This window comes from Spirillospora sp. NPDC047418 (genome assembly GCF_040643275.1).
Taxonomy (GTDB): domain Bacteria; phylum Actinomycetota; class Actinomycetes; order Streptosporangiales; family Streptosporangiaceae; genus Spirillospora.
This window is the reverse complement of record NZ_JBEYTW010000051.1, coordinates 13,076-26,610: the sequence shown is the minus strand read 5'-3', so window position 1 is coordinate 26,610 and position 13,535 is coordinate 13,076. Positions and strand designations below refer to the sequence as shown.

16 protein-coding genes are annotated in these 13,535 nt (G+C 69.7%); 11 read left to right on the top strand and 5 right to left on the bottom strand.

Translation table 11 applies throughout. The annotated features are described in order from the left end of the window. Nucleotides 1-16: 16 nt before the first annotated feature. Together ABZ806_RS27620 and ABZ806_RS27615 are read left to right on the top strand one after the other, a co-directional pair. Complete coding sequence (locus ABZ806_RS27620; protein WP_500220311.1) at nt 17-415, top strand: PaaI family thioesterase; 399 nt, start codon at nt 17-19, stop codon at nt 413-415. 1 nt (nt 416) lies between these two features. Continuing rightward, the gene (locus ABZ806_RS27615) at nt 417-1,100 is read left to right on the top strand and encodes a dienelactone hydrolase family protein (RefSeq protein WP_500220310.1); all 684 of its coding nucleotides are present in this window, start codon (nt 417-419) and stop codon (nt 1,098-1,100) included. Between the two features lie 17 nt (nt 1,101-1,117). Here the strand turns inward: ABZ806_RS27615 and ABZ806_RS27610 are convergent, their stop codons facing one another. Together ABZ806_RS27610 and ABZ806_RS27605 are read right to left on the bottom strand one after the other, a co-directional pair. After that, nucleotides 1,118-1,762: an ADP-ribosylglycohydrolase family protein gene (locus ABZ806_RS27610; RefSeq protein ID WP_500220350.1), complete on the bottom strand. Its 645-nt coding sequence runs from the start codon at nt 1,760-1,762 to the stop codon at nt 1,118-1,120. 411 nt (nt 1,763-2,173) lie between these two features. After that, the gene (locus ABZ806_RS27605) at nt 2,174-2,593 is read right to left on the bottom strand and encodes a C40 family peptidase (protein WP_500220309.1); all 420 of its coding nucleotides are present in this window, start codon (nt 2,591-2,593) and stop codon (nt 2,174-2,176) included. A gap of 964 nt (nt 2,594-3,557) precedes the next feature. Here ABZ806_RS27605 and ABZ806_RS27600 point away from each other — a divergent pair. The 4 genes from ABZ806_RS27600 to ABZ806_RS27585 all read left to right on the top strand — a co-directional run bounded on the left by ABZ806_RS27600 (nt 3,558) and on the right by ABZ806_RS27585 (nt 6,801). Next, nucleotides 3,558-5,072 carry a glycoside hydrolase family 1 protein gene (locus tag ABZ806_RS27600; protein ID WP_500220308.1) on the top strand — a complete coding sequence of 505 codons (1,515 nt, stop codon included), beginning with the start codon at nt 3,558-3,560 and terminating at the stop codon, nt 5,070-5,072. A gap of 88 nt (nt 5,073-5,160) precedes the next feature. Continuing rightward, nucleotides 5,161-5,778, top strand: coding sequence for a nucleotidyltransferase family protein (locus tag ABZ806_RS27595; protein WP_500220307.1), 618 nt, complete (start codon nt 5,161-5,163; stop codon nt 5,776-5,778). A 16-nt stretch (nt 5,779-5,794) separates the two neighbouring features. Further along, nucleotides 5,795-6,040, top strand: a complete 246-nt coding sequence (locus ABZ806_RS27590; RefSeq protein ID WP_500220306.1) for a BON domain-containing protein — start codon at nt 5,795-5,797, stop codon at nt 6,038-6,040. After that, nucleotides 6,037-6,801, top strand: coding sequence for a metallophosphoesterase family protein (locus ABZ806_RS27585; RefSeq protein ID WP_500220305.1), 765 nt, complete (start codon nt 6,037-6,039; stop codon nt 6,799-6,801). Before ABZ806_RS27590 ends, ABZ806_RS27585 begins: the two co-directional genes overlap by 4 nt. A 159-nt stretch (nt 6,802-6,960) precedes the next feature. Here the strand turns inward: ABZ806_RS27585 and ABZ806_RS27580 are convergent, their stop codons facing one another. After that, the gene (locus ABZ806_RS27580) at nt 6,961-7,809 is read right to left on the bottom strand and encodes an SDR family oxidoreductase (protein WP_500220304.1); all 849 of its coding nucleotides are present in this window, start codon (nt 7,807-7,809) and stop codon (nt 6,961-6,963) included. A gap of 197 nt (nt 7,810-8,006) precedes the next feature. Here ABZ806_RS27580 and ABZ806_RS27575 point away from each other — a divergent pair, with 197 nt between their 5' ends. The 3 genes from ABZ806_RS27575 to ABZ806_RS27565 all read left to right on the top strand — a co-directional run bounded on the left by ABZ806_RS27575 (nt 8,007) and on the right by ABZ806_RS27565 (nt 10,836). Next, the gene (locus ABZ806_RS27575) at nt 8,007-8,780 is read left to right on the top strand and encodes an SDR family oxidoreductase (RefSeq protein ID WP_500220303.1); all 774 of its coding nucleotides are present in this window, start codon (nt 8,007-8,009) and stop codon (nt 8,778-8,780) included. 8 nt (nt 8,781-8,788) lie between these two features. Next, nucleotides 8,789-9,601: a crotonase/enoyl-CoA hydratase family protein gene (locus tag ABZ806_RS27570; RefSeq protein ID WP_500220302.1), complete on the top strand. Its 813-nt coding sequence runs from the start codon at nt 8,789-8,791 to the stop codon at nt 9,599-9,601. A gap of 158 nt (nt 9,602-9,759) precedes the next feature. After that, nucleotides 9,760-10,836: a hypothetical protein gene (locus ABZ806_RS27565; RefSeq protein ID WP_500220301.1), complete on the top strand. Its 1,077-nt coding sequence runs from the start codon at nt 9,760-9,762 to the stop codon at nt 10,834-10,836. An 89-nt stretch (nt 10,837-10,925) separates the two neighbouring features. Here the strand turns inward: ABZ806_RS27565 and ABZ806_RS27560 are convergent, their stop codons facing one another. Both ABZ806_RS27560 and ABZ806_RS27555 read right to left on the bottom strand, forming a co-directional pair. Further along, nucleotides 10,926-11,381, bottom strand: coding sequence for a YbaB/EbfC family nucleoid-associated protein (locus ABZ806_RS27560; RefSeq protein WP_500220300.1), 456 nt, complete (start codon nt 11,379-11,381; stop codon nt 10,926-10,928). Nucleotides 11,382-11,398: 17 nt separating this feature from the next. Continuing rightward, nucleotides 11,399-12,034 (bottom strand): hypothetical protein, encoded by a 636-nt coding sequence (locus tag ABZ806_RS27555; RefSeq protein ID WP_500220299.1) that lies wholly within the window; start codon nt 12,032-12,034, stop codon nt 11,399-11,401. A gap of 187 nt (nt 12,035-12,221) precedes the next feature. Here ABZ806_RS27555 and ABZ806_RS27550 point away from each other — a divergent pair, with 187 nt between their 5' ends. Further along, nucleotides 12,222-12,458, top strand: coding sequence for a hypothetical protein (locus tag ABZ806_RS27550; protein ID WP_500220298.1), 237 nt, complete (start codon nt 12,222-12,224; stop codon nt 12,456-12,458). A 22-nt stretch (nt 12,459-12,480) separates the two neighbouring features. Further along, nucleotides 12,481-13,398, top strand: a complete 918-nt coding sequence (locus ABZ806_RS27545; protein WP_500220297.1) for a hypothetical protein — start codon at nt 12,481-12,483, stop codon at nt 13,396-13,398. Nucleotides 13,399-13,535 lie beyond the last annotated feature (137 nt).

Here is a 13,535-nt window from a genome sequence, read left to right as displayed (position 1 = left end):
CGTGCATCATGTCGGGATGACGGTGAAGCCCGATGAGATCCTGCGTGACAATTTCGCGCCGTGGGTGCTGGACCTCGGCCTCGTCCCGGAGGAGGTGGGGAACGGGACGGCGGTGCTGCGGCTGCCGTGGAACGAGCGGCTGGCGCGGGAGGGCGGCGCGCTGTCGGGGCAGGCGCTGATGGCGGCTGCCGACACGGCCGTTGTCCTGGCGGTCTCCGGGGCGAAGGGCGGGTTCGTGCCGATGACGACCGTGCAGCTGACCACCTCGTTCCAGCGGCCGGTGATCGGGAAGGACGTGCTCGTCCGAGTCGAGTTGTCCAAGCTCGGGCGGACGCTGGCGTTCGCCGAGATCGACATGACGGTGGATTCCGCGACCGTGGCCCATGCCAGTGCCGTCTACGCCATCATCGGGTGATATGACGCGTATTGAGAAGGTCGTTGTTCCGGACGGTGCGTTCGACCTGCACGTGTGGGGGACGCGGGGGCCGGGGATCCTCCTCGTCCAGGAGATCTTCGGTGTCGGCGACTACATGGAAGCCGTCGCCGAGGACCTGGTGGCGCTCGGGTACGTGGTGGCGGCCCCCGACATGTTCTGGCGGATCCAGCCGAACTGGACGACGAAGCACAACGAAGAGGCTCTTCCCAAGGGCATGTCCATGGTCTCGCAGTTCGACTGGGAGAAGGGCGTGGAGGACGCCAAGGCCGCGCTGGACGTCCTCAAGGGCCTCCCGGAGGTCGGCAAGGTCGGTGTCCTCGGGTTCTGCTTCGGTGGGACGCTCGCGTATCTGCTCGCCGCCAACGCAGAGGTCGATTCGCTGGTGTCGTTCTACGGCTCGGGCGTGCCGGGGGCGTTGGACCAGCTCGATGCCCTTTATGCCCCGGTGCAGTTCCACTTCGGTGGCGCCGACCCCTACATCCCCAGGGAGGACGTCGCCCGAGTGGAGCAGGCCGTGGACGGACGGGAGAACGTGGAAATCCACGTCCAGGAGGACGGCGGCCACGCGTTCCACAATCGGAAGGCGCCGATGTTCTACCAGCCGGAGCCCGCCGACCGGGCGTGGCGCCTCACCGAAGAGTTCCTCGGCCGCACCCTCTCATAGCGCCCAGCCCGGCAAGCTCATAGCGCCCAGCCCGGCAAGGGCTCGTAGTGGCCGAGCCAGTCTGCGGGAGCTTTCCCGATGATGCCGCCAACGATCGCGCATGTCGTGTCGATATCGCCTCCGGCGGCGGCCGTCGTCCAGAACGCGCGCTTGAAATCGCCGAGGTGCCGTGCGGCGGCCCAGACGGTGAACGGAACGGTGTCGTGCGCGGCGACCTGCCGGCCGTTGCCGAGGACGGCGGCCGCGGTCGACGGGTCGCCAATGGTCAGCAGGCGTCGGGCTTCGACGATTCCCTTGCGGACCGCCCCGTCCGGGACGTGCCGAAGGACTTCATCGATGAACTTGCCCGGCGGTGGTTCGGTGGGCGCGATGGACGCCGCGACGGCCACGGCGATCGCGCCCGCGACCGCCTCGGGGTGCGGGTGCGTCACCTCGGCCGACAGTGCCGCCTGGCGGGCTGCCTCGGCGGGGGCATCGGCGAACCACGCGCCGAGGGGTGCGACACGCATGGCGGCGCCGTTTCCCCAGGAGCCGGCGCCGTCGAACGGTTCCCGCGCGAGAGTGCGCCAGTCGCCGCCCTCGCGGACGAGTCGCAGTAGCCGCCCTGTGGACGGACCATAGCCGCGGTCGAAGTCGTGCCGTTCGGCGAAGCTCTCGGCCAGGGCGTCCCCCAGAGCGAGGGCTTGGAGGGAGGCTCGGGCAGTCGGGCGATCTTCGGAGTGAGGCAGGGCGGCTCCTTACGGGACGCGAGGTCGAGCTTCTGATTCAACCGCAGTCCGGCCGGGCGTGGCCGCCGCGGCGGGCAGCCGCGCGCAGCGTTGTGTTTTGGGGGGGCAGTTCGTGAGGTGGACGAAGTGTGAGGTGGACGAGGTGTGAGGTGGGCAGGGCGTGGGGCGGACGGGTCGTGGGGTGGACGGGGCGTGGGGCGTGGGTGGGCAGGTCGTGAGATGGGGACGGGGTGTGGGCTGGACGGGGTGTGGGGCGGACGGGGCGTGGGACTGGCAGGTTGTGGGGTGGGTGGGGTGTGGCCCGGCATGGGGGCCGGGCCACGGGGTGGTGTTCGGTCGGGTTGGTCAGAGGCCGGGGCGGACGGCGCCGTTGAAGTTGCGCTTGTAGTACTTCGTCAGCTTGATCTTCTTGACGCGCTTGCCGGAGCTCGGCGCGTGGATCATGTAGCCGTGGCCGGCGTAGACGCCCATGTGGGTGCGGCCGTCGTAGAAGAACAGCAGGTCGCCCTTGACGGCGCCCTTCCAGGAGACCTTCTTCTTGACGGCGCGGTAGATCTGCTGGGTGGTGCGGGGGAGCTTGACCCCGGCCTTGCGCCAGGCGCCTCCGGCAAGGCCGGAGCAGTCCCAGGAGCCGGGGCCGGTGCCGCCGTAGCGGTACGGGTCGCCGATCTGTTTCGCCGCGTACTTCACGGCGTAGGCCGCGCGCTTCTTCTGCTTCGCGGCTCGGGACTGCTTGGCGGAGACCTTCGCGATGGTCGTCACCACGACGGCCTGCTGCTGCGGTGCCGCCGCAGCAGGTGCCGCCGCCTCGGCCGGTCCGGTCGCGAGGACGGACGCGCCGAGCGCCGCGGTCGTGGTGAGGATGAGGCCACCGGTGGTGAATCCGGCCTTCAGGGGGTTTCGAGGGGTATGCAGAATAACTCCAGACCTCGCGGTTGATGCCTACAGGGCAGCCGTCACCCCGGTGGTCTTCCACAGGGGGAGCGGGATGGCGCGGCCATTCCGCGGCGTCATTCGGAGGACGCGGGAAAGGACATGGCCGCTTCCGGTTCCGTGCCTCTCGGCGGCACGGATTCGGCGTCCGACGGCGGCTTTCGTGCGGGGTCCGTGCTGGACGACCTATCCATGTCGGACGACCTGGGGGATCCGCGCCGGCTCCGGTCGAGGGTGGCCGTGCGCGCCGCTGCCGCGCGTCGGGTGCGTGTTCTGTTATCTGGGCGGCGGTTGTGCCGCATGAACCGGGCAGGAACGTATGCAGGGTCGGGTGAACATGGCAAATCCCTCCGGGCATTTCGAGGTTCGCGGACGGTGGTGGCCGCACGTCTGCTCCCGCCTTGGCCTGCGCTGATTCCGGGCATGCTGCGAGAACTGTGAACTAGGTCACGAATTCCCGCAGGAAGATCGATTTCATGGTGACGCGTGCGGAGGCGTGAGGGAACTGGAATCGCGTTCTGTGGATAACTCGGGCACCGCCGGGCGATCATTTGTGGCGTATATCACGTATCGGTAAATGGGGTGGACGCTGTGGGACCCCGGCCACGGCGACCGCAGCGGCCGTGGCGGGCGCGGCGGGCGCGGCGGGGCGCGGCGGCGTGGCCCGGTTGTGGACGGACGAGATTGCCCGATTCGGCCGGGCGAGGGGTTGACGGGCCGGTCCCGGCCGCCTGTAGTCCGAAGGAGCCGCCTGTAGTCCGAAGGAGATGCAGGTTCCGTTCCGGGAAGGAGTCCCGTGTTCGGCAGCCCCGCCGGTCCCGTCCCCCTCGCCCGTTCTCCTCGCGCCGCCGCCAGCACTGCCCGCTTCATCGGATCTGTCTGTCTTGCCGCGGTGGTCGCGCTGACGCTGGGTGCGTCACCGGCGGCCGCCGCAGCACCGAGCCGACCCGCATCTACCTCAGCGTCCACCCTCGCGTCCGCCCCCGCAGCCGCCCACGCGACGACCCCCGCAGCCGCTTACGCGACGACCCCCGCAGCCGCGTCCACACCCACGCCACCCACACCGGCCACAGCCAAGTTTCCGGAAGGCTTCCTGTGGGGCGTGGCCACGTCCGGGTTCCAGAGCGAAGGGTCCTTCCCCGACAGCAACTGGACGCGGTACGCCGAGAGCGGGGCGGGCGATGCGTCCGACCCCTACGGCGACTCCGTCGACTTCCGGCACCGCTACCCGGCCGATCTGAAGCTCGCCAAGGGCCTCGGCGTGGACGTCTTCCGGACGTCCATCGAGTGGGCCCGCATCGAGCCGCGACGCGGCCACCGGGACCCGGAGGCGCTCGCCTACTACGACGACCTCATCCGCAGCATCAAGGCCAACGGGATGCGGCCGATGCTCACCCTCGACCACTGGGTGTACCCCGGCTGGATCGCCGACCAGGGCGCCTGGGACAACCCGCGAACACAGGACGACTGGCTCCGCAACGCACGCTTCGTCGTCAACCGCTACAAGAACCAGGGCGTCATCTGGATCACCTTCAACGAGGCCAGTGCCTACATCTACAAGGAGCTCACCCACCGTCCCATGGACCTCGGGCAGATGCTGAAGATGCGCGACGCCCTCATCAAGACGCATCGCGCCGCCTACGACATGATTCACCAGGTCGACCCGGGCGCCCTCGTGTCGAGCAACGTCGCCTACGGGACGGCCCTCAACGGCATCTTCGACGCCGCGCTGTTCAACGACGTCACCGACAAGCTCGACTTCATAGGGATCGACTACTACTACGGCGCGAACTTGCAGAACCTCACCTCGGTGTACGCGCTCACCGGGGAGTTCTGGAAGATCGACCCTGAGCCTGAGGGCCTGTACTACGTCCTGAAGAGCTACCAGAAGCGGCTGCCCAACCTGCCCGTGTACATCGTTGAGAACGGCATGTCCACCGACAACGGAAAACCACGCGCGGACGGCTACACGCGCTCGGACCACCTTCGTGACCACATCTACTGGATCCAGCGCGCGATGGCCGACGGCGTGAAGATGATGGGCTACAACTACTGGAGCCTCACCGACAACTACGAGTGGGGCAGTTACCGTCCCCGGTTCGGCCTCTACACGGTGGACGCGCTGACCGACCCGGCCCTCACGCGTCGTCCGACCGACGCCGTCCCCACGTACCGGTCGATCATCGCGAACCGGGGCGTCCCGTCCGGGTACGTGCCGGTGCGCACGCCCGGCTGGTGCTCGATCGAGGATCCGGTCGCGACCTGTCTCGGCACGACCCCGACTCCGCCCGCCGCCTACCGCGTCCGCTGACGAGGGCATGACCTGTGGCTCCACGGGTACCGCCACGGCGACCGCAATCGACCAGGAAAACACGTGAGGGGACGTGCAGACGGAGCCGATGGCCGCTACGCGCGGGTCCGGCACCGCCGGTCCGGGGCCGGGCTCGGGCGGTGTCGCCGAGGGTCTGCTGAACGCCCTGAAGCGGGCCGCGGCCGCGCTCCGCGACGCGGGGGTGGGGTACGCGCTCGCGGGCGGCTTCGCGGCGTACGCGCACGGCGCGGCCGTGTCGACGCACGACGTCGACTTCGTGGTGCGGGAGCGGGACGTGCGGGCGGCCCTGGACGCGCTCCTCACCGCGGGCATGACGCGCCTGGAGAGCCCGGAGAACTGGCTGGAGAAGGCGTACGACGGCGAGCACCTGATCGACCTGATCCACACCCCGTCGGGCCGTCCGGTGGACGGGGAGTTGCTCGGCCGGGCCGGGGAGATGGCGGTCGGGGCGGTGCTCATGCCGGTGCTGCCCGCCACCGATCTCGTGATCATGCGGCTGCTGGCGTTCACCGAGACCGCCTGCGACTTCAGCGGGTTCCTGCACGTCGGCCGGGCGCTGCGGGAGCAGGTGGACTGGCGCCGGGTGGCCGCCGAGACGGCGCGGTCCCCGTACGCGTACGCGTTCCTCACGCTGCTGGCCCGGCTGGACGTGATCGAGGCCGGCGCACTGGACGGGATTCCGTGACCGAAGGGGGCAGGTCATGACCGACATATCTGGGTACGTCGCGGCGCACATCCAGGAGCGGCTCGCGACGGAGGCGTACGAGCTCGGCATCCGGGTGGACGTCCGCGGCGACGTCGTCCACCTGCGCGGCGAGGTGGTGAGCCAGGAGCGGAGCCGGGCCGTCGAGGAGGCGGCCCGCGACGCCGCCGAGGGCCGCCGGATCTGCAACGAGCTGCACGTCGTCGCGGTGCCCGCGCCGGACGGAACGGAGCGGATCTCATGATCCGCGTCGCGGCGGCGGGCGATCTGCACGTCGGGCCGGAGGTGGCCGGCGCGTACCGGGCGCGGCTGACCGCGCTCGCCGAGCAGGCGGACGTGTTCCTGGTCGCCGGCGACCTGACCCGGCACGGGACGGTCGAGGAGGGCGAGGTCGCGGCCGGTGAGCTGCGCGGCCTCGGCGTCCCGGTGGTCGCCGTGCTCGGCAACCACGACTACCACTCCGACGCCGAGAGCGAGATCGCGGTCGTGCTGCGGGACGCCGGCGTGACCGTCCTCGAAGGCGACGCGACGGTGATCGACTGTGCCGGGACGAGCCTCGGCATCGCGGGCGGGAAGGGGTTCGGCGGCGGGTTCGAGGGCCGCTGCGCCAGCGACTTCGGCGAGCCGGAGATGAAGGCGTTCATCCGGCACACCAAGGATTTCGCCGACCGGCTGAACACGTCCCTCACCGATCTGGACACCGACGTCACGGTCGCCCTCACCCACTATGCGCCGTGCGCGGACACCCTCGAAGGCGAGCCGTCGGAGATCTACCCGTTCCTCGGCAGCTACCTGCTGGGGGAGGCGATCGATTCGGCCGGCGTTGTCGACCTCGCCGTGCACGGCCACGCGCACAAGGGGACGGAGAAGGGCCTCACCTCGGGCGGGATCCGGGTGCGCAACGTGGCGCTGCCGGTGATCCAGCACGCCTACGCCATGTACTGCCTGGAAGTGCCCGAGCCCGTAGACGGACCTCCCGCACGGGAACGGGTGTCGGCCTGGTGAACGTTCGCCCTACGTGATGGGCCGGTGGACGATCGTGAGATCGCGCGGAGGGGAGTGATCTCCCGGTCGTCCCACCGCCCGCTCAGCCGGGCGCCGAGCGCGAACCCGCCTTCCGGCGTCCGCAGCCGGACTCTCCAGTGTCGCTTCGCTGGACGTCCATCAGCCCGGATGTATCTCCCCGCCGGCGGGGACCAGTGTCTGTCCGGTGTAGTACGACGACTGCCGATTGGAGGCGAAGAACACGTAGGACGGTGCGATCTCATCGGGATCGGCGGGACGTCCCATCGGTGCGTTCTTCCCAAAGGACTCGACACGTTCCGCGTCGAACGTCGCCGGAATCAGCGGCGTCCAGACCGGACCCGGCGCGACGCAGTTGACGCGGATCTCGCGGTCCATGAGGCTCTGGGCGAGGCTCGCGGTCAGCGACATCACGGCGCCCTTGCTGGCGGAGTAGTCGATGAGCGACTTGTTGCCGCGCAGCCCGTTGATGGACCCCGTGATGATGATGGACGATCCTGGCTCCATGTGGCCGAGGGCCTCCTGGATGGTCCAGAACACCGCGAACACGTTCACCTCGAACGTCCGGCGGAGCTGCGCGCCGTCGATCTCCCGGACGTCCTTCACCGGCGTCTGCGTGCCGTGGTGCAGGACGAGCACGTCCAGCGAGCCCAGTTCCCGGACGGCGTGCTCGACGACCTCCCGGCAGTGCCGCTCCTCGGCCATGTCGCCGCCGTAGGTGAAGCAGCGCCGCCCGGCGGCCTCGACCAGCCCCGCGGTGTGCCGGGCGTCGTCGTCCTCCTCCAGGTAGGTGATCGCGACGTCGGCGCCCTCCTTGGCGAACGCGACGGCGGTGGCGCGCCCGATGCCGGAGTCGCCGCCGGTGATCAGCGCGCGCCGTCCGTGCAGCAGGTCGCTGCCGAGGTGGTCGCTCATCTCGTCGCGGGGTTCGGGTGCCATGTCGCCGGTCCGGCCGGGGTAGGACTGGCTCTGTGCCGGACGTTCGCTCATGCTCGGCTCCTCCCGGGCTCGACCCCGCCGTCCACATGACGCGGGTGCCCGGAGCTGCGCGGAGCAAACGCGGGCCCTATTGTAACCCGTGAGTAATAACGCGCTCGGCGATCCGCCGGGGTGTGAGCGGAGCGCGCGGTGCCGTCTGGATAGCATCACCCCGAACCACATTCGGTCCCTCACGTAAGGTGTCGCTTATGGACCTGAACGGAGTTTCCGCCGTCGTATCCGGTGGCGCGAGCGGCCTCGGTGAGGCCACCGTCCGCGCGCTGGCCGCCCAAGGCGCCAAGGTGGTCGTCGCCGACCTGAACGAGGACAAGGGCAAGGCCCTCGCCGACGAGGTCGGCGGCGTCTTCGTCAAGACCGACGTGTCCAACGAGGAGCAGGTGCAGGCCGCGGTGCAGGCCGCCGTCGACACCGGCGCCCCGCTGCGCGTCATCGTCAACAGCGCCGGGATCGGCTGGGCGTCGCGGACCGTGGGCCGCGACGGCACCCCGCACGACCTGGCCTCCTTCGAGACCGTCATCCGGGTCAACCTCATCGGCACCTTCAACCTGATGCGGATCGGCGCCGCCGCGATCTCCAAGACCGAGCCCGCCGACGCCGACGGCCTGCGCGGCGTGGTGGTCAACACCGCGTCCGTCGCCGCGCTGGAGGGCCAGACCGGGCAGATCGCCTACTCCGCGTCCAAGGGCGGCATCGTCGGCATGACGCTGCCAGCGGCGCGCGACCTCGCCGCGATCGGCGTCCGGGTCAACACCATCTGCCCGGGCATCATCGACACCCCGATCTACGGCTCGGGCGAGCAGGCCGAGGCGTTCAAGGCCAAGCTCGCCGCGCCCGTCCCGTTCCCGAAGCGGATGGGCACGGCGGCCGAGTTCGCGCACCTCGTCCAGGCCCTGATCGAGAACGACTACATGAACGGCGAGACCATCCGCTTCGACGGCGGTATCCGCTTCCAGCCGAAGTGAGGCACTGAATGACCGACGCTGTATCGCCCGAGGGGGGACGACCCCCCGCGCCCCCCGGAAACGCCGCTGTTCTGACCGAGGAAGACGGCGCCGTCCTCGTCATCACCATCAACCGCCCGGAGGCCCGCAACGCGGTCAACGGCGAGGTGGCGCGGGGGATCGCGGCGGCCGTCGAGGAGCTGGAGACCCGCAAGGACCTGTCCATCGGCATCCTCACCGGCGCCGGCGGCACGTTCTGCGCGGGCATGGACCTCAAGGGCTTCCTCACCGGCGACAACCCGGTCGTCGAGGGGCGCGGTTTCGCGGGCCTCACCGAGCGTCCGCCGGCCAAGCCGATGATCGCCGCCATCGAGGGCTACGCCCTGGCCGGCGGCTGCGAGGTCGCGCTGTCCTGCGACATGATCGTCGCGGCGCGGGACGCCCAGTTCGGGCTGCCCGAGCCGAAGCGCGGCCTGGTCGCGGCGGGCGGCGGGCTGCTGCGGCTGCCGCAGCGCATCCCGTACCACATCGCCATGGAGATCGCCCTCACCGGCGACAAGTACCCGGCGGAGCGGATGGCCGAGCTCGGGTTCGTCAACCGGCTCGCCGAGTCCGGCGGCGCGCTCGCCGCGGCGAAGGAGCTGGCCCTGAAGGTCGCCGAGAACGCGCCGCTGGCGCTCGCGGCGACCAAGCGGGTCATCGTCGAGTCCGCGGACTGGTCGACCGAGGAGGCGTGGAAGAAGCAGCAGGAGATCACCCTGCCGGTCTTCACCTCCAAGGACGCCCAGGAGGGCCCGGCGGCGTTCGCCGAGAAGCGCAAGCCGAACTGGAAGGGCGAGTAGCCCTCCCTGTCGTGAGACGCCCGGAATCGCGAGGTTCCGGGCGTCTTGGCGTCTGCGCCCGGCGCCATCCCGATCGGGCGGGGGTTCCCCGCACCGCGCCAGTAAGTGATCCCGTACTCTGTGGCGCACCCTTGCTGTGATCTTGGAAGTGGGAGCCTATGAGACGCAACGCGGCACTGGTGATCGCCACCGCCCTGGCCTGCGGCGCCGGGACGGTCGCGGTGGCCGCCCCCGCGCACGCCGCCGGCTGGACGGACGTCGCCAGCACGGCCCTGACCTACGACGGCAGCCTGGACCGGGTCGACTTCGGCGCCGGGGACGCGGGCTGGGCCGTCGGCGCCGCCGGCTCCTTCTTCGGCCCGCAGGCGAAGATCGTCAGCTGGACGGGCTCGGCGTGGGCCGCCGACACCAGCCCGGTCGGCTTTACCCCGATCGACGTCGCCGTCGCCGGCCCGTCCAAGGCGTGGATCATCGGCTACAACCTCGGCGGCACCCTCGGCCTCTACTGGAACGGCACCGCGTGGAGCCAGGTCGCCTACCCGCTGGTGGGCTTCCCGACCGCCGTGTCCGCCGCCCCCGACGGCACCGCCTACTCCATCGCCGGGATCAACCCCTCCGGCGGTGGCCCGAGCGCCATCCTGCGCTGGACGGGCGACGCCTGGGTCGACCCCGTTGTGCCGCTGCCGCCGTCCTCGTCCATCACCGCCTTGGACGTCCGCGCCGAGAACGACGTGTGGCTCGCCGGCACCACGGCCGAGACCGGTACGTCCGTCACCGGGCTGGTGATGCACTTCGACGGCACGTCCTGGACGCGGATCAACGTCCCCGGTGGCCTCGGCACCCCCGGATTCCAGGGCACCCTGCACCGCATCGTCGCGGACTCCCCGACGAACGTCTACGTCCTGCGCGCCCGGCAGAACGCCCAGACCACCAACGCGGTCCTGCACTACGACGGCACGTCCTGGACGACGATCAACCTCCCGCTGACCGCGACCGGCATCGGCATGTCATCGGACGGCAACGGCGGCGTGGTCGTGCTCCCGGTCACGACCGGCGCGAACACCCAGTACCTGCACTACGACGGCACGTCCTGGACGACCCTGAACGGCCCCTCCCGCACCGGCACCGCCCAGGTGACCGACGCCGACCCCCGCCCCGGCACGTCCGCCCTAGTGAGCGCAGGCACCAACACCCAGTCAGGCAAGAAGGTCCCCTTCATCGAGCAGTTCGACTGACCCACCCTTCACGGACCCACCCACCCACCCGTCACGTACGCCCGCCCCGCCACCCCGGCGCGGCGGGCGTACGTGCTCGTGGACGGCTCTCAGCTCTCGCGTGGCATCTGCCGGCGGATCTGGTCGAGCATGGCGTTGGCGTCCCGCGACACCGCCTGGACGATGTCGTCCATGCCTCGCAGCGTCTCCTTGAGCGCCTCGGGCTTGGGGACATCGGCGGCCGCATCATCCCCGTACACCTCGCCCGCGATCTCCTGCTTGCGCCGCTGCAGGTCCTGGACGGCCTCGCGACTGAGCCTGCTGATGGTCGCCGCCAGCTCCTCCGAGCCCATCCGCATCGCGCGCGGGTCGATGTGCACCTCGGGAAGGCCCTCCTCGGGGGAGAACACCACACGCACCCGGCCGTCCGGGGTCTCCGCCTCCCCGGTCAGCCCCGCGAGGCGCTCCTGCAGCTCCACCGATTTCTCGGCCATGCGCTGCGCGGACTGGGCGGCACCGGCGATGTCGATGCCGAGCATCGCCTCCACGTCGAACATGCCGGCCATGGGCGGTCCTTTCTGGGTCAGGGACGTATGACCTGGTTGGCCATCTCGTTGCGGCTCAGGTCGCCGATGATCGGGAACACGGCGAGCAGGGTGCGCAGCGGCCCCCGCGCCTCGCCGGAGATCTGGACGGTGTACTCGTTCCCGAACCTGTTGAAGAAGTCTCTGGTGCCGCGGACCTTCGTCTGCCAGCCCCTGGTCGCGTCCACCCGGGCGATCTCCGTGCCGTCCTGGACGCAGGTATAGGGGAAATGGCGCCGGCGGACACGCTCGATACGCGCCGTCTCCATCCCCTCGGCGTCTCTGATCTTGTAGTCCCAGGACCGCCACGGAAACGCGGGTGCGGTCAGGACGCCGATCACCGGTCCGGCGGGTTCGCTGACCGAGGCCCATACGCGCTGGGGAAAGCGCTGCCGCTTCTCGACCCTGAGCAATGGCATGCCGGCCCCGGTGCTCAGTAGCAACTCGAAATGAAACGGCTTGGGCTCGATCGGCGGCGCGATGCGCATGAGCAGCGGATTCTTGCGCTTTATCTCGACCGCTCGGCCGATCTCCTTCCGCTCACCGTCGGTGAGGACATAGGAGAGCAGGCCGGTCTCATCGTCGAAACCTTCGTTCGTCACGACGACCACGGACGCGGAGAACGGATCGGACATGGTGTCCCAGTCTGCCATGAAGGCCGGGTGAGATGTCGCCGATCACCGCGCTTGCATATATTTTCCGGCGCCTCTACGATGCACAACCGCAGCAGTCAGAGCGGGAGGCGCGATGAGCCCCGGTGATGATGACCGGCGTGCCACGCCGGCCCGGATGGCCGAACATGGTCAGCGGCTGCATGCGAATGTGAACAAGCATTTGCAGGCCGCGTGGAACGATCTCCAGTTGTCGCGCGACGCCGTCCAGAGCGGCTTCACCGCCAGCTCCTACGTGTACGCGATGGCGTGCGCCGAGGCCGTGGAGTTCGCCGAGGAGGACCTGGAGACGAAGAAGAAGGCGCTCAACGCCTTCCGGGACCTCCTCGCCGTCTCGGCCACCAATTGGGAATCAGCGGAGACCAAGAGCGCCCTTCGGCGCCCGTGAACCCGACGATCGGAGCCGATCGATGACCAGCGCCAGCTCCCAGGCTGCGGTGGGCGCGTTGACCAGTGCCAACATCGTGGCGATGGTGATCCCGGCGGCATGGCCCTGCGCGGCGCTCATGTACGCGAACCAAGGGGATCCCGAGGCCGTGTTCAAGGCCGGGCTGAAATGGCTGGACATGTACGGGGAGTTCGGCGGCGCCCAGGAGGCCGCCGACGGCACCGAGCTGCCCAAGGAGGAATGGCAGGGCCGCGACAGGGACGCCTATGACGAGCGGATCGACGAGTACCGCGGCCAGCTGACCGGATCGAAGCAGCTCGCGTTCGCGGTCGGCACCACGATGACCATGATCGGCGGCCTGCTGCTCATCGTGGTCGCGTTGATGGTCGTGATAGCGGTGATCCTGCTGGCGTGCTTGGCCTACGTTCTGGCGGCGTTGGCCGGCGTCTTCACCGCTCCGGCGGCGTACGCCCAGGCATCGGAGGTCGCGGTGGAATGCGAGACCTTTCTGGAGCAGGTCTCGACCGTGGTGGCCAAGGTGGCCGCCGCCTGCGCGGGAGTCGTCGCGGCGGTCATGGCAATGGACGTGGGTTGGCAGAAGGCGTTCCACAACGATGCCGTCTTCGCCGATCTGGGCGGATCCTTTCGCGACGCGGCAGACAACATGGTCTGGGGCACCCTCGCCAAGCTGGAGCAGATGGTGATGAGCGCCGGGATGAAGACCAATGCGCCCGCGACCGACCCGACCGGACGGGTGCCGAATTCATGGGTATGGCGGCAGTCGCGGCACGGGAAAAGCCCCGTCTCCGGCGGCTTCGGTCTCGCGGGTCTGCTCCAGGGGGCCGGCGGAGCCAACTTCACGGAGACCATCCAGAAAATGGTTCCCGACTACAACAAGCGCGACAAGGGGCTGTTCGACGATCCTCCCAAGGAGGACTGACGTTCCTGACCAAGGAGGACTGACGTCTCTGACCAGGGAGGATCGACCTCCGTGACCAGGGAGGACCGACGTCCTTGCCGGCGGAGGACCCGCACTTCTTCACCAGGATTACCGGCGTCCGAGTCGGCGGTGGAGCG